The 24,860-nt window shown below is 57.9% G+C and carries 22 protein-coding genes; 12 read left to right on the forward strand and 10 right to left on the reverse strand.

The features are described from left to right. Positions 1-31: 31 nt before the first annotated feature. Both nfuA and C1Y41_RS17800 read right to left on the reverse strand, forming a co-directional pair. Complete coding sequence (gene nfuA, locus C1Y41_RS17795; protein ID WP_039380973.1) at positions 32-607, reverse strand: Fe-S biogenesis protein NfuA; 576 nt, start codon at positions 605-607, stop codon at positions 32-34. 58 nt (positions 608-665) lie between these two features. Then, positions 666-1,334 carry a phosphoribosyltransferase family protein gene (locus tag C1Y41_RS17800; protein WP_104086017.1) on the reverse strand — a complete coding sequence of 223 codons (669 nt, stop codon included), beginning with the start codon at positions 1,332-1,334 and terminating at the stop codon, positions 666-668. Between the two features lie 35 nt (positions 1,335-1,369). Between C1Y41_RS17800 and bioH the strand changes: the two genes are divergently transcribed. Next, on the forward strand, positions 1,370-2,143 hold the full coding sequence (gene bioH / locus C1Y41_RS17805) for a pimeloyl-ACP methyl ester esterase BioH (RefSeq protein WP_104086018.1): 774 nt from the start codon (positions 1,370-1,372) through the stop codon (positions 2,141-2,143). Here bioH and C1Y41_RS17810 read toward each other — a convergent pair. Together C1Y41_RS17810 and C1Y41_RS17815 are read right to left on the reverse strand one after the other, a co-directional pair. Continuing rightward, positions 2,124-3,809: an alpha-amylase family glycosyl hydrolase gene (locus tag C1Y41_RS17810; RefSeq protein ID WP_094111189.1), complete on the reverse strand. Its 1,686-nt coding sequence runs from the start codon at positions 3,807-3,809 to the stop codon at positions 2,124-2,126. The two genes, bioH and C1Y41_RS17810, sit on opposite strands and share 20 nt — an antisense overlap. A gap of 126 nt (positions 3,810-3,935) precedes the next feature. Continuing rightward, positions 3,936-6,257, reverse strand: a complete 2,322-nt coding sequence (locus C1Y41_RS17815) for a Tex family protein (RefSeq protein ID WP_104086031.1) — start codon at positions 6,255-6,257, stop codon at positions 3,936-3,938. Positions 6,258-6,448: 191 nt separating this feature from the next. Here C1Y41_RS17815 and greB point away from each other — a divergent pair, with 191 nt between their 5' ends. Then, positions 6,449-6,934, forward strand: a complete 486-nt coding sequence (gene greB / locus C1Y41_RS17820; protein WP_039380962.1) for a transcription elongation factor GreB — start codon at positions 6,449-6,451, stop codon at positions 6,932-6,934. A 53-nt stretch (positions 6,935-6,987) separates the two neighbouring features. Here the strand turns inward: greB and yjbE are convergent, their stop codons facing one another. After that, positions 6,988-7,233, reverse strand: a complete 246-nt coding sequence (yjbE, locus tag C1Y41_RS17825) for an exopolysaccharide production protein YjbE (protein WP_039380960.1) — start codon at positions 7,231-7,233, stop codon at positions 6,988-6,990. A 498-nt stretch (positions 7,234-7,731) separates the two neighbouring features. Here yjbE and ompR point away from each other — a divergent pair, with 498 nt between their 5' ends. Together ompR and envZ are read left to right on the forward strand one after the other, a co-directional pair. After that, entirely contained in the window at positions 7,732-8,451 is a 720-nt protein-coding gene (gene ompR, locus C1Y41_RS17830; RefSeq protein ID WP_001157751.1) for a two-component system response regulator OmpR, read from the forward strand. Then, on the forward strand, positions 8,448-9,806 hold the full coding sequence (gene envZ / locus C1Y41_RS17835; RefSeq protein ID WP_039380956.1) for a two-component system sensor histidine kinase EnvZ: 1,359 nt from the start codon (positions 8,448-8,450) through the stop codon (positions 9,804-9,806). The genes ompR and envZ overlap by 4 nt, the downstream gene beginning before the upstream one ends. A 55-nt stretch (positions 9,807-9,861) precedes the next feature. On the opposite strand, the gene pckA is transcribed toward envZ, so the two are convergent. From pckA to C1Y41_RS17855, 4 genes are all read right to left on the reverse strand, one after another. Further along, a complete protein-coding gene (gene pckA / locus C1Y41_RS17840) occupies positions 9,862-11,481 on the reverse strand; it encodes a phosphoenolpyruvate carboxykinase (ATP) (RefSeq protein WP_039380954.1) in 1,620 nt (539 codons plus the stop codon). A 268-nt stretch (positions 11,482-11,749) separates the two neighbouring features. Next, the gene (gene hslO / locus C1Y41_RS17845) at positions 11,750-12,622 is read right to left on the reverse strand and encodes an Hsp33 family molecular chaperone HslO (protein WP_039380951.1); all 873 of its coding nucleotides are present in this window, start codon (positions 12,620-12,622) and stop codon (positions 11,750-11,752) included. Between the two features lie 25 nt (positions 12,623-12,647). Next, complete coding sequence (gene hslR, locus C1Y41_RS17850) at positions 12,648-13,049, reverse strand: ribosome-associated heat shock protein Hsp15 (protein WP_039380949.1); 402 nt, start codon at positions 13,047-13,049, stop codon at positions 12,648-12,650. Between the two features lie 337 nt (positions 13,050-13,386). Continuing rightward, positions 13,387-15,522, reverse strand: coding sequence for an intracellular growth attenuator family protein (locus C1Y41_RS17855; RefSeq protein ID WP_071669286.1), 2,136 nt, complete (start codon positions 15,520-15,522; stop codon positions 13,387-13,389). Positions 15,523-15,910: 388 nt separating this feature from the next. Here C1Y41_RS17855 and nudE point away from each other — a divergent pair, with 388 nt between their 5' ends. Further along, the gene (gene nudE, locus C1Y41_RS17860) at positions 15,911-16,477 is read left to right on the forward strand and encodes an ADP compounds hydrolase NudE (protein ID WP_104086019.1); all 567 of its coding nucleotides are present in this window, start codon (positions 15,911-15,913) and stop codon (positions 16,475-16,477) included. 30 nt (positions 16,478-16,507) lie between these two features. Here nudE and mrcA read toward each other — a convergent pair whose 3' ends face one another. Then, positions 16,508-19,057: a peptidoglycan glycosyltransferase/peptidoglycan DD-transpeptidase MrcA gene (gene mrcA / locus C1Y41_RS17865; RefSeq protein WP_104086020.1), complete on the reverse strand. Its 2,550-nt coding sequence runs from the start codon at positions 19,055-19,057 to the stop codon at positions 16,508-16,510. 153 nt (positions 19,058-19,210) lie between these two features. On the opposite strand from mrcA, the gene pilM reads away from it, so the two are divergent. The 7 genes from pilM (at position 19,211) to aroB (ending at position 24,750) form a co-directional block, all read left to right on the forward strand. After that, entirely contained in the window at positions 19,211-20,026 is an 816-nt protein-coding gene (gene pilM, locus C1Y41_RS17870) for a pilus assembly protein PilM (protein ID WP_039380938.1), read from the forward strand. Then, on the forward strand, positions 20,020-20,562 hold the full coding sequence (locus tag C1Y41_RS17875; RefSeq protein ID WP_104086021.1) for a PilN domain-containing protein: 543 nt from the start codon (positions 20,020-20,022) through the stop codon (positions 20,560-20,562). The genes pilM and C1Y41_RS17875 overlap by 7 nt, the downstream gene beginning before the upstream one ends. Then, positions 20,555-21,043 carry a hypothetical protein gene (locus C1Y41_RS17880; protein ID WP_233207461.1) on the forward strand — a complete coding sequence of 163 codons (489 nt, stop codon included), beginning with the start codon at positions 20,555-20,557 and terminating at the stop codon, positions 21,041-21,043. Before C1Y41_RS17875 ends, C1Y41_RS17880 begins: the two co-directional genes overlap by 8 nt. After that, a complete protein-coding gene (locus C1Y41_RS17885) occupies positions 21,033-21,440 on the forward strand; it encodes a HofP DNA utilization family protein (protein ID WP_039380932.1) in 408 nt (135 codons plus the stop codon). The genes C1Y41_RS17880 and C1Y41_RS17885 overlap by 11 nt, the downstream gene beginning before the upstream one ends. Then, the gene (gene hofQ / locus C1Y41_RS17890; RefSeq protein ID WP_071669289.1) at positions 21,358-22,617 is read left to right on the forward strand and encodes a DNA uptake porin HofQ; all 1,260 of its coding nucleotides are present in this window, start codon (positions 21,358-21,360) and stop codon (positions 22,615-22,617) included. Before C1Y41_RS17885 ends, hofQ begins: the two co-directional genes overlap by 83 nt. Before the next feature lie 483 nt (positions 22,618-23,100). Further along, positions 23,101-23,622 (forward strand): shikimate kinase AroK, encoded by a 522-nt coding sequence (gene aroK / locus C1Y41_RS17895; protein WP_039380929.1) that lies wholly within the window; start codon positions 23,101-23,103, stop codon positions 23,620-23,622. A gap of 39 nt (positions 23,623-23,661) precedes the next feature. Further along, positions 23,662-24,750 carry a 3-dehydroquinate synthase gene (aroB, locus tag C1Y41_RS17900; protein WP_039380926.1) on the forward strand — a complete coding sequence of 363 codons (1,089 nt, stop codon included), beginning with the start codon at positions 23,662-23,664 and terminating at the stop codon, positions 24,748-24,750. Positions 24,751-24,860: the final 110 nt, after the last annotated feature.

A 24,860-nucleotide genomic window follows, 5' to 3' on the forward strand; every position in this document is an offset into this window, starting at 1 on the left:
GCGGCAGCGCAGGGCGCTGCCGCATAAACTATCAGTAGTAGGAGTGTTCGCCGCGCTGGTGTTCAGTGAGATCGCGAACCCCTTTCAGCTCCGGGAAGGCAGCCAGCAGCTCTTTCTCAATGCCATCTTTCAGCGTGACATCAATCATCGAGCAGCCGTTACAGCCGCCGCCAAACTGCAGCACGGCGATGCCGTCATCGGTGATCTCCATCAGCGACACGCGGCCGCCGTGGCTGGCCAGCTGCGGATTGATCTGCGCCTGCAGCAGATATTCGACCCGCTCTGCCATCGGCGCATCGTCAGAAACTTTACGCATTTTCGCGTTTGGCGCTTTCAGGGTCAGCTGAGAGCCGAGATTATCCGTAACGAAGTCAATCTCTGCATCTTCAAGATAGGGTGCGCTCAGCTCATCCACATAGGCAGAGAGTTTATCGAACTTCAGTTCGGTATCCGTTGCTTCTACCGCGTCAGGCGGGCAGTAGGAGACGCCGCACTCGGCGGTTGGCGTACCCGGGTTAATAACGAATACGCGGATCTGGGTGCCATCTTCCTGTTTTGACAGCAGTTTTGCGAAATGCTCTTGCGCAGTATCAGTAATACGGATCATGGCGATTGCTCAATAGTTGACTAAATTACCTGGTTATAATACGCCCAACACCGACGCTCTACAAGGTACGGCACAGGCAGCCAATATGGATGCTGGCGGCGCCCTCAGCCTGCAGCAGGCGGCTGATCTCCGCTACGGTGCTGCCGGTGGTGACCACATCATCAATCAGCAGGATATGGCGATCCTGCACCGGCATTTCAAGGCGGAACGCGCTGCGCAGATTATGACGGCGCGCGCGGGCATTAAGCTGATGCTGGGTGCCACCGCGACGTATCCGGCTGACACCTTCACGATACTCACACCTCAGCCAGCGTGCGAGCGGCTGCGCAAGCAGCGCTGACTGATTAAAGCCGCGCTGCCAGGCGCGCTGATGATGCAGCGGCACGCTCAGCACCAGATCGAACGCCGTAGCGGGTTCATTCCGGCGCGTTGTTAACAATTTTAACAAAAGCAGCCGCGCCAGCATCACCCTGAGTGCGATCGCGCCGGAAAATTTCAGCTGCTGTACCCAGTCACTCAGCGGCGGAGTGTAATCGCTGACGCAGGTTAAGCGATGCCACGGCGGCGGCTGACGCAGGCAGCGCTGCGCTGCAGTGGCTGGCAGGCCGCAGCAGGGGCAGAGCGCCGGCAGGAGCGGCAGCTGATGCAGACAGAGAGTGCACAAGCCGTGGTGTGCAATCTGCAGCGGAAGATGGCATAGCCAGCAGCGGGCCGGAGTTGATAGCATAGCGACCTCTTTTTCACTTTTCGGGAGTGTAACCGATGAGTTCGCTTTACTGGCACACCACGGGCGCGGGCGATCGCGATCTTGTGCTGCTGCACGGCTGGGGACTGAATGCCGAAGTGTGGCAACACATTGTTCCGCGACTCAGCCCCCATTTTCGCCTGCATCTGGTGGATCTGCCCGGATTTGGCCGCAGCGCAGCGGCCGGTCCGCTGACGCTGATACAGATGGCGCAACAGCTGCTGCCGCAGCTGCCTGAACGCGCCACGCTGCTGGGCTGGTCACTGGGCGGGCTGGTGGCCAGCCAGCTGGCGCTGCTGCAGCCGGCGCGCGTTTCTGCATTGATCAGCGTAGCCTCCTCGCCCTGTTTTACCGCGCAGGCGGAGTGGCCGGGGATTAAGCCCGACACCCTGACCGGTTTTCAGCAGCAGCTCAGTGACGATTTCCGGCGCACCGTTGAGCGCTTTCTGGCATTACAGACCATGGGGACAGAAAATGCGCGTCAGGATGCGCGTCAGCTGAAAGAGGTGGTGCTGTCGCAGCCGATGCCGTCAGTTGCGGCGCTGCAGAGCGGGCTGGAGATTCTGCGGCAGAGCGATTTGCGCCCGGCGCTGGACACTCTTAGCGTGCCGTTTCTGCGCCTCTATGGGGCGCTGGATGGGCTGGTACCGCGACGTATTGCCGCCGAGCTGGATGCGCGCTGGCCCGGCTCCCCGTCAGTGGTCATGGAAAAGGCAGCGCATGCGCCGTTTATCTCACATCCTGAGGCGTTCTGCGGGCACGTGACGCAGTTTATCCACGCAGCCACATAAACTGCCAGGCAGCGAGCGTCACCGGCGCGCTGCCGTCCACCTTTTGCCCGCTGACGATATCCTGGTAGTGGCGCGCCTGCGGCAGCGTGGCGGTAATTTCACGGCTGCTCAGGTTAAACAGGCACAGCAGCCCTTCTTCATCTGGCGCGTGGCGGCGAAACAGCAGGATTGCATTGTCGCTCTCCAGCAGAGTCATGGCGTTATCGGGATGAAAAGCGGGCTGGCGGGTGCGCAGCTGGATCAGCGCACTCAGCCGTTCAAACACCTGCTGACGCAGCCAGTCGCCGCCGCTGATCCACTGCTCCATTTCACGCAGGCTATATTTTTCTCGATTGATGGCGCGGTTGTGGCCGGCAGCGCGCACCCCTTCGTTATCGTTACGCGAGCCGAGGATGCTCTGAATATAAATCGCGGGCACGCCCGGAAACGCCAGCAGGATGGCGTGCGCCAGCAGGAAACGGCGCAGGCGCGTCTCATCATCATCGGTCTGATGGTTAAGCGCATCGAGATAGGTAACGTTGATTTCATAGGGGCTGGTGGTGCCGTCGGGGTTGTTTTTATATGACACCAGCGCGCCTTCCAGCGCCAGCTCACGCACCAGGGCAACAATTTCAGGCTCTGACAGAATGCCACGCGCCGGATTCAGGCCGATACCGTCATGCGAGGCGAGAAAGTTAAAAAAGGTGGTGCTGCCGCTGCCGGGCGTCAGCGAGGCGGCCCACTGACGCAGCGCGCGCGCTGAACCGGCATGGATCGCCTGCAGCACCAGCGGCGGCAGAGAAAACTGATATACCATCTGCGCTTCATCATCCCCGCGGCCAAAATAGCTGATGTTATCCTGGTGCGGCACGTTGGTTTCCGTGATGATCACCGTGCCCGGCGCAACAACATCGGCGACGGCGCGGAACAGCTTCACCAGCAAATGGGTTTTATGCAGGTGAATGCAGCGCGTGCCCGGCGTTTTCCACATATAGCCAACCGCATCCAGCCGCACATAATCCGCACCTTTTTTCAGGTAGTCGAGCAGCACGCCGATCATACGGATCAGCACATCCGGGCTGGCGAAGTTAAGATCGATCTGATCGGCGCTGAAGGTGGTCCAGATATAGCGCGTGCTGCCGTCGGCCAGGGTAAAAGGCGTAAGCAGCGGCGAAGTGCGCGGGCGGGTCACGGCGCTGAGATCGGTGGCCGGCGGCATACTGATAAAAAAATCATCCCAGCCCGGGTCCTGCGCCAGATAGTGACGAAACCAGGCGCTGTGCGCCGAGATATGGTTGCAGACAAAGTCGAACATCAGCCGCGTCTGGCTGTGCAGCGCCGCAATCTGCTGCCAGTCACCGCAGATCGGATTGACTTTGTGGTAGTCGATAACCGAAAAGCCATCATCGGACGAGTAGGGAAAGAATGGCAGCAGGTGCACCAGGTTAAAAGCAGACTGCAGGTGCTGCTGATAAAAGCGTGTAAAGCTGGCGAGGGTGGGCTGCTCCGGCTCACGAAACTGATCGGCGTAGGTGATGAGCACCACATCTTTCTCATCCCAGTGCGCTTTGCGTGGCATTTTCACGCTGTCGCGCGCGGCGCGAATATGTGACAGCAGACGCTCGCGCGCGATGGCGGGCAGGTCTCCTTCATAGATCTCATCGAGCAGGGCGTTGATTTTATCCATCAGATTGTCAGGCCACGCGGAAGGTCAGTGGATCACACAGATTTTTTCAGCGTAGCCTGACGGGACAATTTCGCAACCTGTTACCTGCAGCCATTTGCCGGCTGCAGGCAGATTAGCAGGCTGAAATCAGCGCTTTTTACCAAAAGCCGCAGCCAGCGCATCACCCATGGCACTGTTGCCTGCAGGCGCAGGCTTGCCGCGCCCTTTGGCCGGATTTGCGGCGCGCGCCGGTTCTCTGGCAGCAGGTCGGCTACCGCTGCGTGCATTGCTCTCACCCGGCTGTTCATCCAGACGCATAGTGAGCGCAATACGTTTACGCTGCAGATCCACTTCCATGACTTTGACCTTCACGATATCGCCTGCTTTCACCACCTGATGCGGATCTTCCACGAAGCGATCGGAGAGAGAGGAGATATGCACCAGTCCATCCTGATGCACGCCGATATCCACAAAGGCACCAAAGTTAGTCACGTTGGTCACGGCGCCTTCCAGAATCATGCCGGGCAGCAGATCGTTCATGGTTTCCACGCCTTCGGCAAACTGCGCGGTTTTGAACTCAGGACGCGGATCGCGGCCCGGCTTTTCCAGCTCTTTGATGATATCGGTCACGGTAGGCAGACCAAAGCGTTCATCGGTAAAGTCGCGCGCGTTCAGATTGCGCAGGCTGCCGGGATTTCCCATCAGCGCATTCAGCGCCTGCTCAGTGGCAGAGAGAATACGCTCCACCAGCGGATACGCTTCCGGATGCACCGTAGAGGCATCCAGCGGATTGTCACCGTGATTGATGCGCAGAAAGCCGGCGCACTGTTCAAACGCTTTTGGTCCGAGGCGGCTCACTTTCAGCAGCTGCTGACGGTTCTGGAAACGTCCGTTTTCATCACGCCAGCCCACAATATTCTGCGCCATCATGCGCGTCAGACCCGCTACGCGCGTAAGCAGGGCGACCGAGGCGGTGTTGAGATCGACGCCAACGGCGTTAACGCAATCTTCAACCACGGCATCCAGCTTTTTCGCCAGCTGACTCTGACTGACATCATGCTGATACTGGCCCACACCAATCGATTTAGGGTCAATTTTGACCAGCTCGGCCAGCGGATCCTGCAGGCGACGGGCAATAGAGACCGCACCGCGCAACGATACGTCGAGGTCAGGAAACTCCAGCGCCGCCAGTTCCGAAGCGGAGTAGACGGAGGCGCCCGCTTCACTGACGATCACTTTTTGTGCGCTGACCTGCGGAAACTGTTTCTGCACATCGAGGAAAAAGCGCTCGGTTTCGCGCGAAGCGGTGCCGTTACCAATCGCCACCAGCTCAACCTGATGCTTTATACAGAGCGCCGCGACGGCCGCCGCCGCTTTCGCCGCCTGACCGGTGTGCGGGTAGACCGTATCAGTGGCCACCAGTTTGCCGGTCGCATCAACTACGGCAACCTTCACACCGGTGCGCAGGCCAGGGTCAAGCCCCATTGTGGCGCGCATACCGGCCGGAGCGGCCATCAGCAGATCGTGCAGATTGCGGGCAAAGACGTTAATCGCTTCATCTTCGGCCCGTTCACGGATGGTGCCCATCAGTTCGGTTTCGAGATGCAGCAGCACCTTGATGCGCCATGTCCAGCTCACCACCGCTTTACGCCAGCTGTCAGCCGGCGCATTATTCAGGCGCAGACCCAGGTGATCGGCAATCAGCGTTTCGCCATAGCTTTCACGCGGCGCCTCTTCAGACTGCGGATCGGCATTCAGCGACAGCTGCAGTACGCCTTCGTTGCGGCCGCGAAACATCGCCAGTGCGCGGTGCGAAGGCACGCTGCTCAGCGCTTCGTGATGATCAAAATAGTCGCGGAATTTAGCGCCCGCCTCTTCTTTGCCCTCAACGACACGTGCTACCAGATGGGCGTTTTTCCACAGATAGTCGCGCACTTTTGCCAGCAGCGCGGCGTCTTCGGCAAACCGCTCCATCAGGATATAGCGTGCGCCATCGAGCGCGGCGCGCGTATCCGTCACGCCTTTATCCGCATCCACAAAGCCTGCAGCTACCGCTTCCGGCTGCTGCGAGGGATCGTTCCACAATGTGTCAGCCAGCGGTTCGAGGCCCGCTTCAATGGCGATCTGGCCACGCGTACGGCGCTTCTGCTTGTAAGGCAGATAGAGATCTTCCAGCTCGGTTTTACTCAGCGTGCTGTTGATAGCCTGCGCCAGTTCCGGCGAGAGTTTGCCCTGATCGTCAATCGATTTCAGAATCGACTGGCGGCGATCGTCCAGCTCGCGCAGATAGCTCAGGCGGCTCTCCAGCGCGCGCAGCTGGGTATCATCCAGCCCGCCGGTGACTTCCTTACGGTAACGTGCAATAAAGGGGACGGTATTCCCTTCATCCAGCAGGCGTACGGCGGCATCAACCTGTTCGGCGCGTGCCTGCAGCTCACCTGCGATAATCTGGCTCAGCGAATCTTTCATCATCAGTAACGATCTTGCTTATCCGGGGTTAAAAACAGGGGACAGTTATACGGACTGAGGGCGTAAATTGCCAGCCAGCCGGGCGGCAATCCATCTTTTTCTGAATCGCGCCCGCATCTTGCTGCCTGCGGCAGCGTCGCTTATTGTACGCAGCTGGCGACCTGCAAAACTGACATAAATGAGCCGATGTAATGAAAACTCAACTGATTACCCGCGAAGGCTACAACAAGCTGCGCGCCGAGCACGATCATCTGTGGAATGAGAAGCGTCCGGAGATCACCCGTATCGTCTCCTGGGCCGCCAGCCTCGGCGATCGGTCAGAAAACGCGGACTATACCTACAATAAACGGCTGCTGCGGCAGATTGACCGGCGGGTACGCTACCTGCGCAAATGCCTCGCTGAGCTGAAAATTGTTGATTACGCCCCGCAGCAGGAGGGCAAAGTCTTTTTCGGCGCGTGGGTAGAAGTGGAGAATGAGCAGGGGGAACAAAAGCGTTTTCGCATCGTCGGACCAGATGAAATCTATGGCGATAATGTGAAAGAGTACATCTCGATCGATTCACCTATGGCGCGGGCGCTGATCAAAAAAGAGGTCGATGATGAGGTCACCGTTAACACGCCTGAAGGACAAAAGATCTGGTTTGTGAATCAGATTACCTATCACGACAAGGCGTAAGTGAACTGCACTGCGCGTGGTGAGCCACAGGCAGCGCAGTCCCGGTATAGCGCTTACTTGCCCGGCACCGTTGCGGTAGTGGTTGAGGTGCTGCTGCCATTGCCATCGCCACCGCCACCGCCCATGGTAGCCAGCGCCACGCCCAGCAGTGCTGCTACTGCGCCCACGCCAATTGCATCCGAGTTGCCTTTTGCTGTCGTTGACGCCTGCGCACCGGCGGCTTCACCGACTGACGTTGCCGCCTGAACCTGGGTAAGGCTGGAGAGAACCAGCGCGCTCAGCAGAACAACTTTTTTCATTTTTCTTCTCCACATGACACCGATCGGGTCGATACAGCAGAAGTGTCGGAGATCATCGGGCCGGGCGAAAGTGGTGTTTACTCGCTGATTTAACTGTCTTTATTTATAAATGGTCTTGGATTGTGCCGCCGCTGGCACTCTTCCGAGAGCGTTATGAGGCGCTAACCAGAATCTGCGCAGTTTTGTGCTGCCGGCGGTCTGCTATCCCGCTGAATTGATGTGAAAGCGCAGGGCAGGCTCTGGCAGAGCGGGAAAAGTGCGGTCGAGCCACGCGCAGTGAGAAAAAGTGCCGTTTTTTCAGACAAGCGCTAATCAGGGTAAAATCGGGTGGCAAAAGCGGGAGCGGAGCCGCATTTCAGGCAAGAAATTAAATATAAGCTCCTGTTTAATATGCTTTGTAACAATTTCGCTTAGAATATAAACCATAAATATCTGTCACAGACAGGTCCCTTATCCTCACAATATTGCTTCAGGCAATGGCGCCTTTGGGAGTTGAACATGCAAGAGAACTACAAAATTCTGGTCGTTGATGACGATATGCGTCTGCGCGCGCTGCTGGAACGCTATCTCACCGAACAGGGCTTTCAGGTGCGCAGTGTCGCTAATGCTGAACAGATGGATCGCCTGCTGACGCGTGAATCGTTTCATCTGATGGTGCTGGATTTAATGCTGCCAGGCGAAGATGGCCTCTCTATCTGTCGCCGTCTGCGCAGCCAGAGTAACCCGATGCCGATTATCATGGTGACAGCTAAGGGTGAAGAGGTTGACCGCATTGTCGGGCTGGAAATTGGGGCGGATGACTATATTCCCAAACCGTTTAACCCGCGTGAACTGCTGGCGCGGATCCGCGCGGTGCTGCGTCGTCAGGCCAACGAGCTGCCGGGTGCGCCTTCACAGGAAGAGGCGGTTATCGCCTTCGGCAAATTCAAACTGAACCTCGGCACGCGTGAAATGTTCCGTGAAGATGAGCCTATGCCGCTCACCAGCGGTGAATTTGCCGTGCTGAAAGCGCTGGTAAGTCATCCGCGTGAGCCGCTTTCGCGTGACAAGCTGATGAACCTGGCGCGCGGACGTGAATACAGCGCCATGGAACGCTCAATCGACGTGCAGATTTCGCGCCTGCGCCGCATGGTGGAAGAAGATCCCGCGCATCCGCGCTATATCCAGACCGTCTGGGGTCTGGGCTACGTTTTTGTGCCGGACGGCAGTAAAGCATGAGGCGACTGCGCTTCTCGCCCCGCAGCTCCTTTGCCCGCACCCTGCTGCTGATCGTTACCCTGCTGTTTGTCAGCCTGGTAACGACGTATCTGGTGGTGCTGAACTTCGCTATTCTTCCCAGCCTGCAGCAGTTTAATAAGGTGCTGGCCTACGAAGTGCGTATGCTGATGACCGATCGGCTGCAGCTGGAAGATGGGACACAGCTGGAAGTGCCACCCGCCTTCCGGCGCGAAATTTACCGCGAGCTGGGGATTTCGCTTTATACCAACGCGGCGGCAGAAGAGAGCGGGCTGCGCTGGGCGCAGCACTATGAGTTTCTGAGTGAGCAGATGGCGCAGCAGCTGGGCGGCCCGACCGATGTGCGCGTCGAGGTCAATAAAAACTCGCCGGTTGTCTGGCTGAAAACCTGGCTTTCGCCCGATATCTGGGTGCGGGTGCCGCTGACGGAAATTCATCAGGGCGACTTCTCGCCGCTGTTCCGCTACACGCTGGCAATCATGCTGCTGGCGATTGGCGGAGCCTGGCTGTTTATCCGGATGCAAAACCGGCCGCTGGTGGATCTGGAGCACGCGGCACTGCAGGTGGGTAAAGGCATTATTCCGCCGCCGCTGCGTGAATACGGGGCCTCTGAAGTGCGTTCAGTGACGCGCGCCTTCAATCAGATGGCGGCTGGCGTCAAGCAGCTGGCTGACGATCGCACCCTGCTGATGGCGGGCGTCAGTCACGATCTGCGCACGCCGCTGACGCGCATCCGCCTGGCGACCGAGATGATGGGTGAGCAGGATGGCTATCTGGCGGAGTCAATTAATAAAGATATCGAAGAGTGCAACGCTATCATTGAGCAGTTCATCGATTATCTGCGTACGGGTCAGGAGATGCAGACCGAGCGGGCCGATCTCAATAGCGTGCTGGGAGAAGTGGTCGCGGCCGAGAGCGGCTATGAACGCGAGATTGAGAATGCGGTGATGACCGATGAGCTGATGCTGAATATCAATCCGCTCTCGATTAAACGCGCGGTGGCAAATCTGGTGGTAAATGCTGCGCGTTATGGTAACGGCTGGATCAAAGTCAGCAGCGGCCAGGAGCTTAACCGCGCCTGGTTCCAGGTTGATGATGATGGTCCCGGTATTAAACCCGATCAGCTGCAGCATCTGTTTCAGCCGTTTGTGCGCGGCGACAGCGCCCGCAGTACCAGCGGCACCGGGCTGGGGCTGGCGATTGTGCAGCGCATAATCGATGCGCATGAAGGATCGCTGGAGATTGGTGCCAGCGAGCGCGGCGGATTACGTATCCGCGCCTGGCTGCCGATGCCGGAAAACAGCACCGCGCTGGCCAGCGTCGCGCACAGCACCTGAGCAGACAGAAAAAAGGGCGGCAGTGATGCCGCCCGCTGCAGTGGTTCAGCCGTGCTTACAGCTGCGGACCCGCCTGTACCAGCGCTTTACCCGCGTCGTTGTCGGTATACTTCTCAAAGTTAGTAATAAAACGCTGTGCCAGATCCTGCGCAGCCTGCTGCCACTCCGCTTCGCTCTGCCAGCTGCGGCGCGGATCCAGCGTGGCGGCGTCCACCCCGGCCAGCTGCGTCGGGATCTGCAGATTGAACACCGGCAGGGTCACGGTCGCGGCGTTATCCAGCTCGCCTGCCAGAATCGCGTTGATAATCGCCCGGGTATCTTTCAGTGAGTTGCGCTTGCCGCTGCCGTTCCAGCCGGTGTTAACCAGATAAGCCTGCGCGCCCGCCGCTTCCATGCGCTTAACCAGCACTTCAGCATATTGCGTCGGATGCAGGGTCAGAAATGCGGCGCCAAAGCAGGCAGAGAAGGTTGGCGTTGGCTGCGTGACGCCGCGTTCAGTGCCGGCCAGCTTGGCTGTGAAGCCGGAAAGGAAGTGATACTGCGTCTGCTCTGGCGTCAGCCGCGAAACCGGCGGCAGCACGCCAAACGCATCAGCCGTAAGGAAAATGACCTTTTTCGCATGACCCGCTTTGGAAACCGGCTGCACAATGTTTTCAATGTGATTGATCGGATAGGAGACGCGGGTGTTTTCTGTTTTGCTGCCATCGGCGTAATCCACGCTGCCGTCGGCACGCACCACCACGTTTTCCAGCAGCGCATCGCGGCGGATAGCGCGATAGATTTCCGGCTCTGCCTGTTCAGACAGGTTGATGGTTTTTGCATAGCAGCCGCCTTCAAAATTGAAGACGCCGTCGTCATCCCAGCCGTGCTCATCATCGCCAATCAGCTGCCGCTCAGGATCGGTGGAGAGCGTGGTCTTACCGGTGCCGGAGAGGCCAAAGAACACGGCCACGTCGCCCGCTTTACCCACGTTCGCGGAGCAGTGCATGGAGGCGATGCCTTTCAGCGGCAGCAGATAGTTCATGATGGCGAAGAGGCCCTTCTTCATTTCGCCGCCGTACCAGGTACCGCCAATCAGCTGCATGCGTTCTGTCAGGTTAAATGCAACAAAATTTTCTGAGTTCAGCCCCTGCGCCTGCCAGTCCGGATTGGTACACTGCGCCGCGTTCATCACCACAAAATCAGGCGTGAAGCTGGCCAGCTCTTCATCGCTCGGGCGGATAAACATGTTTTTCACAAAGTGTGCCTGCCAGGCCACTTCCATCACAAAGCGTACGCTCAGGCGGGAGTCAGGATTGGCACCGCAAAAGGCATCCACCACAAACAGGCGTTTGCCTGAAAGCTGCTGGGTACAGCGATCCTTCAGCGCCTGCCAGGTCTCCTGCGAAAGCGGCTGATTATCGTTTTTACCGTTGCCGGTGCCATTCCACCACAGCGTATCGCGCGTCGTGTCATCGCGGACAATATATTTATCTTTCGGTGAGCGGCCGGTAAAGATGCCGGTATCCACGGCGATTGCGCCGCTCTGCGTCAGGGTGCCTCGCGCATAACCCTCCAGCTCCGGGCGGGTTTCTTCCTGAAACAGCGTGTCATAGTCAGGGTTATACACCACTTCGGTAGTGCCGCTGATGCCCAGGTCGGCGAGGTCTTGCGATGTCAGGCCGTTAACGCGCATGTGACTGCTCCTTAAATCGGTACTTCATTGCATTTTTAGGGGGTGTCTGCCGCGTGGCGCACTCGGTTGCGCAGGACAGATCGCGCGCAGTGTACACATCTGAGCAGAAGCGGAAAGTGAAGATAGTTAAAAATGCGAACTGGAACGTGACAAGCGGAGAAATCGGCTACTTATAAAAGTAAAGTTAGTGAAAATTAGTTAATTTCCGTGAAAAAACATGGGGGTATAGTTTTACGCGAAACGGGCGGCGTGGCCGCCCGCAGCGGAATCAGTGCAGCTGGTCGCTGTCGCTGACAGATTCGTTCCGGATGGCAGCAATATCAACTGCGTCATAGACATAGTGCGTGCCGCAATAGTCGCAGTGCATATCGATTTTGCCATCTTCTTCGAGGATCTCATCCACTTCGCTCTCTGGCAGCGTTTTAAGCACTTCACCGCAGCGCTGGCGCGAGCAGGTGCACTTAAACATAACGGGCAGCGGATCGTAAACGGTGGCTTCTTCCTGATGGTAGAGACGCCACAGCACATCGTTTGCCGGCAGCGTGATCAGCTCTTCCGCTTTCACCGTCTCCGTCAGCATGGCCAGATGATTGAAATCATCCTGACTGGTCTCCTGCGCGGGCAGCACCTGCAGTAAAATACCGGCTGCGCCCTGCTCAGTAGTACGGATAAACAGGCGGGTAGGCAGCTGCTCAGAACGCATGAAATAGTCTTCCAGACAGCCTGCCAGCGTATCCGCCTCAAGACCCACCACGCCCTGATAACGTTCGCCTTTTTCTGGTGTAATGGTGATAACCAGATAGCCGTTACCTGTCATCTCTTTCAGCGTGCTGCCGGGCGCAATCTCTGCACCTTCTTTCACGCGCGCCACGCCACGCAGCTCCTGACGGTTATTACCGTTGATCACTGCCAGCGTCAGCGGACCGTCACCCTGCAGCTGCACCGTGATATCACCGTCAAATTTCAGCGTGGCGGTCAGCAGACTGGTCGCAACCAGCAGCTCGCCCAGCAGCGTTTTTACCGGCTCTGCGTAGTCATGATTGCGGATAATGTCCTGCCAGGTGTGGGAGACATTGACCAGCTCGCCGCGCACGGCAACGTTTTCGAACAGGTAACGGTGTAATTGATCTTGAACAGACATAAGTTTTCTCTCGCAGGGGTGGAAACTATTCATCACCCGACAGTTTAAATTTCATCAGATCGCGGCGCTCTTTTTTATCAGGCCGGCGATCCGGATGTGGCATAGTCAGCGCGTTCAGTTTGCGTGCCAGCGCCGTTTTTTCCCGTTTTTCCACGCTGGCGGCGGTTTCGCTATACATCAGTTGCGCTTCGCTGGCGGGGCGGCGCTGATCGCTGATGGCGTTAACGATCACCGTCCGCTCATCGTTTCCCTGTCGCAGCGTTAACTCCGCGCCGGATTCAACCAGCTTGCTGGGTTTGCTGCGCTGACCGTTATAGTGAACCTTGCCGCCTTCGATCATTTCACGTGCCAGCGCGCGGGTTTTATAGAAGCGCGCGGCCCACAGCCATTTATCAAGGCGTACGCCGTCGCTGATTTTCTCTTTCATTGTGGCTCCTGCTTTAACGCAGCGTTTCACCTTTACCGGTAAACGGGTCCGGCAGGGCGGCGCTGAAAAAGGGTGGCGGCCAGTCGGCGTCGGAAGCGGCTGACGCCCGGGCCTCTGCACCAGACGCTGGCCGGGCTCTCATCACCGCGTCGCGCTATATGCAACCGGCTCTGACGCGAACTTCGCAGAGGAAAAGCTGCAGATACCCGGAGATATGGGCAGAAAGTGATAAATCAAGGTGCGACGCGATGCCGCACCCTATCAGTTTAGCGTAAATGCCGGCCCCGACAGCCGTCGCAAAAAAATGCGCGTCAGGGTAGCACAGAAGGGCGGAGGGTCAGAACAGCGAGCGCACACTCTGCATAGTGCTGAGATTGTGGTTAAAGCATTTATCGTAATATTGCTGAATTTCAGCCATGCGCAGCCGGTTACGATGGATGCGACGCAGCGTCAGTAACCCGTTCACCAGCGCGGAAATCAGCAGTATCAGCATCAGCACAACGCTGCCGATGTAGCGCCATTGCGCCATGGCATCCGGTTCATTATGCAGCATGATATGGCGTGTCCCGTTAGCGTCGGTACTCATACTGGTAATGATGCCGCTGGCGCTGAACGGCGTATGCAGCAGCATGCCCGCGATACGCTGCAGCTCGCGCCACTGTGAAGGCGCGTCCAGATCAAACAGGGAGACGGCAGGCTGCGGCTGCGTCACCAGCTGCCGGCCTTCATCGCTGATGATAAGAAAGCCGCCCGGCGGCGGGCTGTTAAGCGTTTCCGCCGCACGACGGGTTTCACGGGAAAAGAAGGTCGACGTCGCGGTATTCACAAGATTCTCCAGCGCCTCGGCACTGACAGGCCTTAACAGCACATTCATGCCGCTGAGTTTGCCGGTGTCCGCGCGGTGGATCAGCGAATCCCAGTCTTTTGCATTGCCCAGGTTAACCAGCGCATTTTTCAGCCGGACGCAATCCTGCTGCTGGCTGCAGAGATCCTGCGTCCTTAGCACCAGCTCGGAAAAATCATCCAGCAAAATCATGCCTGACTTCTGAATTGCTGAGGCGAGCTGCGGATTAAGCTTGGGATCGGTACTGGTTTCCGGATGCAGCTGGCGCAGGGTGGTATCCAGCAGCGCAGCGGCCTTGTCAATAATGTCAGACTGCGGCTGAGGCAGCGGAGCAGCTTTGTTCCAGTAGATAGCAGAGCAGTCAAAAGGCATGTAAGCGTAGGTGCGATTGCTCTGGTAATTGCCTGGCACCGAGCACATACCGGTTCCCGTCACCCTGAGCACATCGCCGACGTGCAGCGGCAGGGCAGAGAGCTTATCCACGCTGTCGACCTCAAGACTTTCCGTGCCTTTGACCCAGGCCAGGCTCAGCTTGAGCGGCATACTGAGCGGGATCCAGGTCAGCAGCATTGCCAGTACCAGCAGTGAACCGCAGGCCAGTACCAGATTCTTGCGCCACCGCTGGACCGGGAAATTCCTGACTTCATCCTGCAGCGACAAAAAACGCCCCTGACGCACAACCTGGCGGTTCAGATAGATATCCACTTCGGTGATCTGTCCCAGATCGTGAGCGATATAAGGCTGCCAGTGCGGCGGGTAGATGAGATCGATAATGCCCAGCGAAATGTTGCTCTGCTCCTGGTTCGATTCACCAAACAGGCCCCAGCGTTTCGGCGCACCGCGCAGGCAGTGAATATCACGCAGTCTTTTCTCACCGGGAAAACGACAGAGGAACCAGAGGCTGACGGCGATCATTACGCAGCCAGGCACCACCAGCCAGAGCAGGAGATTGCCCGGCAGCACCAGACCGAGAAAAAACAGCAAAAAAGCGCAGCTGATAACGACCGCTTCACGCGTACCGTCAGGCCGCGAAAGCTGGTACTCCTCGTGCGACTCTTTGCGCACCCGCAGTAACTCAACGTTTTCACTCTCTGCTTTACGGATAGAGGCGTTGGTACTGGCAGGCTGGATCAGCGGCGGCAGGGCGGGTTGCTCAATGGCGTAGTTAACCAGCGAGTGACCATTCAGCGAGATGACCAGCGGCAGCGTCTGCGTGCGGATCAGCTCAACGTAATTTTCATCGGCAATATACTGTTCCCAGAGCGGTGGCAGATGCACTTCCACTTCATCGAGATAGTAGCGCCATTTGTGCGGATCGTCGGTTGAGAGACCGTAGCGGGTGATGGAACGGGTAACCGGGTAGACATGATTGCTTTGAGCCGTCAGCGTCAGCGCTTCCGCTTCCGTGGCAAAGCGGGCGCGGGTGCGCGGCGGCTGACGTTTTGCCAGCGCAGCCAGATACTTTTCTACTGCGATGCGCTCATCATCAGAGAGTTTGCGGCAGGGCGGACTGATAAACGGCAGAGGTCGCGCTAACGGCGGACGATGCCGCATAGCGTACCAGTAAGTGATACCTGCTAATGATGAGCCGATCAGCATCACTGTCAGGATGACAATAAAAGTGCTCATGCTCAGCTCATTCCAGCCAACGAAATGCCTTCACGTTAACGTTCTACTCCCGGCGAAAATCGTAAGATGTGTCAATTCTGGCGAGCAGAAGAGGTTCTGACAAGAAGAAACACAGATAAAATAATGCGCTAAATCATCGGATTATAAATTATTAGATTAATCCCTGATAGGATGTTAACCAGGCAATACTCAATTAAATATCGGTATTTTCTGAATTTCGCGCTGAGGCGTTGACTTATGCTTAAAGCGAGCGAGCGCATAGCGCGCTATACGGCGGGCCGCGCAATCCGGCAGCGGCTTAGCCTGCGTTGCCTGTCGCACATTTGCGCGGCCTTCGGTATGCTGGCGCTATCGCATTTCACAAGGTTGTGCAACGTCTGAGGCTGATATGACCACTCCATTGAAAAAACCTGACATCCTCAAGGTAGAAGCGGTGGCCCGCTCCCGCCTGTTTACCATTGAAGCCGTCGATCTCGCTTTCAGCAATGGTGCACGCCGCGTTTATGAGCGCATGAAGCCTTCTGAACGCGAAGCGGTAATGATTGTGCCGATTCTCGGCGACGACGTTATCCTGATTCAGGAGTATGGGGTGGGGCTGGAAAGCTATGAACTTGGTTTTCCAAAAGGGCTAATCGATCCGGGCGAAAGCGCCTTTGAGGCGGCCGACCGGGAACTTAAAGAAGAGGCTGGCTACGGCGCGACGCATCTTGAAGCCCTCGGCAAGCTCACCATGGCACCCTCTTACTTCTCCAGCAAAATGAATATCGTTGTGGCTGAAGGCCTCTATGAAGAGAAGCTGGAAGGGGATGAGCCGGAACCGCTGGTGGTACGACGCTGGCCGCTGAAGAATTTGCTGGCGCTGCTGGAAGAACCCGACTTCAGCGAAGCGCGTAACGTCAGTGCGCTGTTTCTGGTGCGCGAATGGCTGGTAAAACAGGGCCGGCTTGATTACTGAATAGAAAAGGCGCCCGCAGGCGCCTGTTTATCAGAACAGTTCGTGGCTTTCGCCATTGTCCATAATGGTTGTGCCGACGTCGTGCACGCTATATTCCACCGGCTGCGTGCCGTCAATGAAATACTCCTGACGCGTATTGCCACCACCGTTAGCCAGTTTGCCGGTTGCCCGGTCAATAGTCACGGTGACCACGCCTTCCGGCGGCGTCAGCGGCTGCACCGGTACGCCCTCCAGCGCAGATTTCATATAGTCATCCCACGCCGGCTGCGCGCTCTTGGCTCCGCCCTCGTAACCGGAAATCTGATCCGGAATCGCACCTGATACGGTTGAACGTCCCAGCGCGCGTGAATCATCAAAGCCAATCCAGACCGACGTCACCACACCCGGGCCATAGCCGGAGAACCAGGCATCTTTAGAGCTGTTTGTCGTACCGGTTTTTCCGCCAATATCATTTCGCTTCAGATCGCGTCCGGCACGCCAGCCGGTACCCATCCAGCCCGGCTCGCCAAAGATATTGGAGTTAAGCGCGCTTTTGATCAGGAAAGAGAGCGGGGTATTAATCACGTGCGGCGCATACTGCTGATCGCCTGCTGGCTGCGGCTGTGCCGGAACCTGCTCCAGCGCTGGCTGTGGCACCGTCTGATTCTTCGACTCATCAGAGGTGGCGACGTTCTCCACGCTCTCTTCATTCAGGGCAACTGACTTCTTCGTATCACCATAGATCACCGGCAGATTACACTGCGGACAGGCAATCTTAGGCTTTGTTTCAAAAATCACGCCTCCCTGCTCATCCTCAATGCGGGTGATGAAATAGGGGTCAACCAGGAAACCGCCGTTTGCCATGACCGCATAGCCACGCGCCACTTGCAGTGGGGTGAATGAAGCCGCACCCAGCGCCAGCGACTCGGTATGAATAATATTTTGCGCCGGGAAGCCAAAGCGCTGCAGATATTCCGCAGCATAATCGACGCCCATCGCGCGCATGGCGCGTACCATCACCACGTTTTTAGACTCTCCCAGCCCCTGCCGTAAACGGATAGGACCAGCATAGGTTGGCGGCGAGTTTTTAGGCCGCCAGTCTGCGCCTGCGCCGGCGTCCCAGCGGGAAATCGGCACATCGTTGAGGATAGAAGCCAGCGTCAGACCACGATCCATAGCGGCGGTATAGAGGAAAGGCTTGATGTTCGATCCCACCTGGCGCAGCGCCTGGGTGGCACGGTTAAACATGCTCTGATTGAAATCGAATCCGCCCACCAGCGCGCGCACTGCGCCATCTTCCGGATTCAGCGACACCAGCGCAGAGTTCACCAGCGGTACCTGACCCAGCCACCACTCATCGCCCACTTTACGTACCCAGATCTGCTGACCAGCCTGCAGCACCTGCGTGATACTGCGCGGCGTCGGGCCCTGCAGCGTGTCTGATTTATAAGGGCGCGCCCAGCGCACGCCGGAGAGTTTCAGCGCGACCGTGCTGCCATCTTTCAGTAAGGCCGTGGCCTCCTGAGCGCTGGCGCTGGTCACCACTGCGGCATTCAGCGGTCCGTAGGCGGGCAGTGTTTTCAGCGTTTTAAGAATACGCGGCTGATCCCAGCTGGTCTCGCCCACTTTCCATAATACGGCGGTCGGGCCGCGATAGCCGTGGCGCATATCATAAGCCATAACGTTATTACGCACCGCCTGCTGCGCCGCCTCCTGCAGGCGACGGGTTACGGTGGTATACACCTTGTAGCCGTCGTCATAGGCGCGATCGCCGTAACGTTTCACCATCTCCTGACGCACCATTTCACTGAGATAAGGGGCAGAAAAGGCGATCTCAGGACCGTGATAGCTGGCGGTCAGCGGCGTATTACGGGCCTCTTCATACTGCTGCTGTGTGATGTCGTTCTGATCCAGCATGCGCGCCAGCACCACATTACGACGCGCCAGCGCCCGGCTGTGCGAATAGAGCGGGTTGAAGGTTGAGGGCGCTTTCGGCAGGCCAGCGATTATCGCCATTTCACTCAGCGACAGCTGATCGACCGTTTTACCGAAATAGACCTGCGCCGCCGCGCCAACGCCATACGCGCGATAGCCGAGATAGATTTTATTGAGGTAAAGCTCAAGGATCTCATCTTTGCTCAGCAGCTGCTCAATGCGGATGGCCAGGAACGCTTCCTTGATTTTACGCATCAGCGTACGTTCAGGGCTCAGAAAGAAGTTGCGTGCCAGCTGCTGAGTAATCGTACTGGCACCCTGCGACGCATGGCCTGACATCAGCGCGATGCTGGCGGCACGGAAAATCCCCACCGGATCGACGCCGTGATGCTCATAAAAGCGGCTATCTTCGGTCGCGATAAATGCTTTGATCAGCTCTGGCGGCATCTGCTTCAGCGTCAGCGGTACGCGGCGTTTTTCACCATACTGGGCGATCAGCTCGCCATCGGCGCTGTAAACCTGCATCGGCGTCTGCAAACGCACATCTTTCAATGTGTTCACATCGGGCAGCTGCGGCTCTATATACTTGTACAAGCCATAAACCGTACCGGCTCCCAGCAAAATGCAACACACTGCAAGAATCAATAAATACTTTACGAACTTCACCTGAGAATTCCCATCTGTTGGCGTTTGGGCAGTTTATAAACAATCGCGCGGTAGTATAAAGGCAAGCCTGACGCTTTGATATACCCGTCATTTGCCTGTCATTCAGCATAGCCGGGTTTAGCGTTTACCTTTGATGATAAGGAGATCGCGCGTATGGCTTTTCAGCGCTGGCAAATTGGACTGGATATTCAGAACAGGCACCTGTGTGCGCTGGGTATTGAACGCCGTCGTCATGGCTGGCAGCTGCGACACTGGTGGCAGCAAGCGCTGCCGCACGATACGTTACGCAACGGCGTGTTGCAAAGCTCGCCGCTGTTACAGGAGATGTTAGCGTCGTGGCGGCGGCAGCTGCCGGCGCAGTTTTCCCTGCGCGTTGGCCTGCCGCCACAGCTGGTTCTGCAGCGGACCTTGCCGCTGCCCGACACCTCGCTGCGCGAACCCGCTTTAAATCGTTATGTCACTGCCGCCGCCCGTACCCTCTTTCCGGTGGAAACCGCGCTGCTGGCGTTTGACTATCAGTGTGACGCGGCTGAAAACAGGCTGCAGGTTACGGCGGCACGGCGGGACGTAATGGCGCAATGGCTGCAGCCGCTGCAGCAGGCGGGTCTGGAGCCTGACATCTTTGAACTGAGCACGCAGGCCCTGATGCAGGTCGCACAGCAGCTGCCGCTTGCCCCCCATACGCTGCTGATCCACCCGGCAGGCGAGCACGGGTTCTGGGTGTTTAATGATGGCGCGCTGCGCTGCGGGAGCGTCACAGGCGCGCTCGATGCAGACACTGTTACACAGCTCTTTCCGCAGGTATCGGACTCGCTTTGTACCTCTTCGTCAGCCCTGACCACACTACAGGCGAAGCTGTGCCTGCCGCTCTCATTATTACGCTACCAGCAGCCGCCTCTGCCCGCACAGCAGGGCGACTTTACGCTGGCGCTGGGACTGGCGCTGCGTCCCGGAGACAGCTCATGCTAAGGGTTAATCTGCTGCCGTGGCGTGAGCGGCAGTGGCAGAAGTGCTGCCGGCAGACGAAATATCTGCTGATTACCGCGTTAACACTGCCGCTGCTCGTTGCGCTGGTGCTGGGAGGATATAGCAGACAGCAGCTGACTCAGGCTGAAAGCGCGACAGAACAGGCCCGGCAGCGACTGATCGCGCTGCGGCACCTGCGCACGCAACAGCAATCACTGCTGCAGGCGCGCGACAGGCTGCTGGACTTACAGCAGCAGCGTCAGCAGGTGGCGCTGCAGTATCAGCACTGGCAACGTTTCTGGCAGCAGCTGCCGGGGCTGCTGCCGGATGCATTGTGGCTGGAGCGTATCGATCGTCAGCAGCAGCTGCTGCGCGTCGAAGGGTGGAGTGAAAGTGTGGCTGCGGTGAGCGAGCTGCGCCATCGGTTGCTGGCACAGCCGCTGTTTGCCGCCGTCAGGCAGAGGGCGATAACCCGGCAGTCTGATGGCCGATACCGCTTCACGCTGCAGGCGCGGATGCGGGAGCCGCGCAATGAATGAGCTGATGTGGCGCTATGCGCTGTGGCCTTTTGCCTGGCGTGCCGGTTGCAGCACGCTGGTTGCCGCAGCCGTGCTGCTGCTGCTCTGGCTGCTGCTGCTGCAACCCCAGCAGCAGGCGCTGGCACAGCAGCGGACAGCGCTGACAGCGCTTACCGCGCAGCAAAGCCAGCTGCAGCAGGCGCTGCAGCCGTCAGTCGCCATGCTTTCGCTGGAGATCGCTATGTTACAGATGCCGCAGCGCGGCAGCGCGGCCAGCGCATCGCTGGAGCAGCTGGTGAACACGCGTGGCGCGCAGCTGCAAAACTGGCAGCCGCAGGCTCAGCCATCAGAACTGGTGCTGCAGCTGGAGTGGCGTGAATTTATGCCGCTGTTCAGTGAGCTGGCCGGAACCGCTCAGCCGGTACCGCAGCGTTTTTCACTGCGGTCCGGCGCGCGTCTGCTGACGGCAGAGCTGTGGCTGGAGCAATCCGATGCGGAGTAGCGCGCTGCTGTGCCTGCTGCTCTGGGTCGGTGCCGTCGCAGCACGCAATCCTTTCGTCCCTCTGACCACCCGCGCCTGCGAACCGCCTGCCGCCACGCCGCAGAACTGGCGTCTGCAGGGCGTGGCAGGTCGCGCACCCCACTTTGTCGCCTGGGTAATATCGCCCGAGGGGAAAAGCTACCGGCTGGAGCCATCCATTCCTTTTCCGGTTTATCCCTGGCAGGTCGCGGGGATAACCGCGCGCACGCTGACGTTAACCGCGCCGCGCCGCTGTGTGAAGCAACAGATCGTTTGGGTAATTAAAGGAGGCTTTTATGAAACGGATCGTGATGCTGCTGGGGCTTATGTTAAGCACCCCGCTGCAGGCGCAGACCAGCACGCTGAGCCTGGTATTTGACGATGCGCCGGTAGAGCGCATTCTGCAGGCGCTGGCGGATTATCAGCAGACTAATCTGCTGATTGCGCCCGGGGTTGAGGGACGACTGTCGCTGCGCCTGGAGAAGGTAAGCGCAGAGCATGCCCTGTCGCTGATTTCCCGCCTGACCGATCTTGTTCTGATAGAAGAGGAGGGGGTGCTGCTGGTCTATCCGCAAAGCTGGCAGCAGCGTCAGATGCAGCGGGTCCGGCAGGAGCAGGAAGATAAACAGGCGCAGCGGACGCTGGAGCAGCGCACCGTTACGCTTCATTATGCCAGCGCCAGCGATATTCACCGCAGCCTGCAGGGAGAGCCTTCACTGATGTCAGCACGCGGCAGCGTCACGGTCGATAGCCGTACTAACTCACTGCTGCTGCGCGACACGGCACCGGCTCTGGAAAGCACGACGCGCTGGATCAAAGCCCTCGACCGGCCGCTGGAGCAGGTGGAGCTGCAGGCGCATATCGTGACGCTTAACGAAGAGCATCTGCGTGAACTGGGCGTCAGCTGGCAGCTCTCTCCGGCAGATGCGGTAGCGGCGACGCTGCGCAATCCGCAGCTTAGCCTGCCGCTGGCGGTCAGTACGCCAGCACTGCGCGCCGGGGTGACGCTGGGTAAAATGAGCGGTGAATTGCTGAATCTTGAGCTGAGCGCGCTGGAGCAGGAGAATCAGATCGATATCATCGCCAGCCCGCGGCTCTTTACTGCGCATCAGCAGACGGCCACCATCAAACAGGGCACCGAAATTCCGTACGAGGTGAAGTCAGGCAACAGCGGTGCGACGGCAATCGAGTTCAAAGAGGCGGTGCTGGGTATGGAGGTCACTCCCACGGTTCTGGGCAACGGTCGCATTCAGCTGCGGCTGCGGCTGAGCCAGAACATGCCTGGCCGCAGCCTGACGCTGGGAGAGAACCAGGTGCTGAGCATTGAAAAGCAGGAAATTGAGACGCAGGTGACGCTGCGTGATGGCGAAACGCTGGCGCTGGGCGGCATTTTTCAGCAGCAGCGCACGCAGAGTGAAAAGCGCGTGCCGTGGCTGGGAGAAGTGCCCCTGCTGGGCGCGCTGTTCCGGCAGCAGCTGCAGGAGCAGAAAAAACGTGAGCTGGTTATCTTTATTACCCCCAGACTGGTCAGGGAAGCAGCGCTTTCTGCCGGATAAAGCGGAAAATTCGTTCTGTAGTGCCGTGCGCGTTGACGCCAGAGAGGAATTAGCTTACAAGGTTTAGCGATTTTAAAACGGTGTAGCGGTACGCGGCAGGATAATCTTCCGACGGGCGTCAGTCACAAGCGATACTGGCGTCAAAAAAGAAATATGCCAGCATAAAGTGGGCAGCAGCAAGCAGATAAAGGGCCGTTTTCAGCGCTAATATCAGCCGATGATAAGCACCGGCAACCCCCGGCCTGCGCAGCTGTAGCCCGTTTAATGAAGGCACGTAAGGAAGAGCGTTACCGTCTCGCGAACCAAAGACCATACCTGTGTGCAGGTTGCCGGAGGCGATTTATTCGGTTGCCAAACGGCCATGAGTGTTGAGATAATTTTCTATCTGACTCTTGCTAATGCTTATGAGGTCTCAGTTCCTGTCCCGCCAGCAACGCGCTGAACGCGGGGTATCATCAACGAATTCTTAGTAATACCGACAAAATGGCAGAGAAACGCAATATCTTTCTGGTTGGGCCGATGGGTGCCGGCAAAAGCACTATTGGTCGTCAGTTAGCTCAGCAACTCAATATGGAATTTTTCGATTCCGATCAGGAAATTGAGCGACGTACCGGAGCGGATGTAGGCTGGGTATTTGATGTGGAAGGCGAAGCTGGTTTCCGCGATCGCGAAGAAAAAATCATTAACGAGCTGACCGAGAAACAAGGCATCGTACTGGCGACCGGCGGCGGTTCCGTCAAATCCCGTGAAACGCGCAATCGTCTCTCCGCCCGCGGCGTGGTTGTCTATCTGGAAACCACCATCGAAAAGCAGCTTGCCCGCACGCAGCGCGATAAAAAGCGCCCGCTGCTGCAGGTTGATGAACCGCCTCGTGAAGTGCTCGAAGCACTGGCAGATGAACGCAATCCGCTTTATGAAGAGATCGCTGACGTCACTATTCGCACTGATGATCAAAGTGCCAAAGTGGTCGCCAATCAGATCATCAACATGCTGGAAAAAAATTAATCCAGCATCCTGAGGGCTCAGCAACAGGTATCGGTCATCATGGAGAAGATCACTGTCTCACTGGGGGATCGTAGTTACCCCATTACCATTGCTGCCGGATTGTTTAAGGATCCGGCTTCTTTTTGGCCGCTGAAGGCAGGCGATCGCGCCATGCTGGTAACCAACCAGACGCTGGCCCCGCTCTATCTCGGGAAAGTCGCAACGCTGCTGACCCAGGCGGGCATCCATGTTGATCAGGTGATTTTGCCTGACGGTGAGCAGTATAAAACGCTGACCGTCATGGATGAGGTCTTTACCGCGCTGCTGCAGAAGCCGCACGGCCGCGACACCACGCTGATTGCGCTGGGTGGCGGCGTGATTGGCGATCTCACCGGATTTGCCGCTGCCAGCTATCAGCGCGGCGTCCGATTTATTCAGGTGCCCACCACGCTGCTGGCGCAGGTTGACTCGTCAGTAGGCGGAAAAACCGCCGTCAATCATCCGCTCGGCAAAAATATGATTGGCGCGTTTTATCAGCCCGCCTCGGTGGTCATTGACACGGATTGCCTCTCCACGCTACCGCCGCGCGAACTGGCGTCTGGCCTGGCAGAGGTGATCAAATACGGCATTATTCTGGACGGTGAATTCTTCCACTGGCTGGAGCAAAATCTTGATGCGCTGCTGGCGCTGGATGCGCGCGCAATCGCCTGGTGTATTCGCCGCTGCTGCGAGCTGAAAGCGGAAGTGGTTGCTGCCGACGAGCGTGAAAACGGCCAGCGTGCGCTGCTCAATCTGGGCCATACGTTTGGTCATGCGATTGAAGCGCATATGGGCTATGGCAACTGGCTGCATGGCGAAGCCGTGGCCGCAGGTATGGTGATGGCCGCGCGTACGGCGCAACGGCTGGGGCAATTTACCGCAGCAGAGAGCGAACGCGTGATTGCGCTGCTGCAGCGTGCTGGCTTGCCGGTAACCGGTCCCGCTGAGATGACAGCTGAAGCGTATCTGCCGCACATGATGCGCGACAAAAAAGTGATCGGGGGCGAGCTGCGTCTGGTGCTGCCTCTCGCTATTGGTCGCTCTGAAGTGCGTGCCGGTGTTGCACATGATATGGTGCTGGCTGCAATTAACGATTGTCGCAGTAACTGAGCGCGAATGTAGCGTTCTGACAGCAGACCGTCATATAACGCTGCGGCAGGCAAGTTCAGGCTGAAGAAGAACGTTGTGATACGGTGTGTCGGAGACGCACCGTTTTACGG

Source organism: Pantoea sp. ICBG 1758 (assembly GCF_002928325.1).
GTDB classification, from domain to species: Bacteria; Pseudomonadota; Gammaproteobacteria; order Enterobacterales; family Enterobacteriaceae; genus Pantoea; species Pantoea eucrina.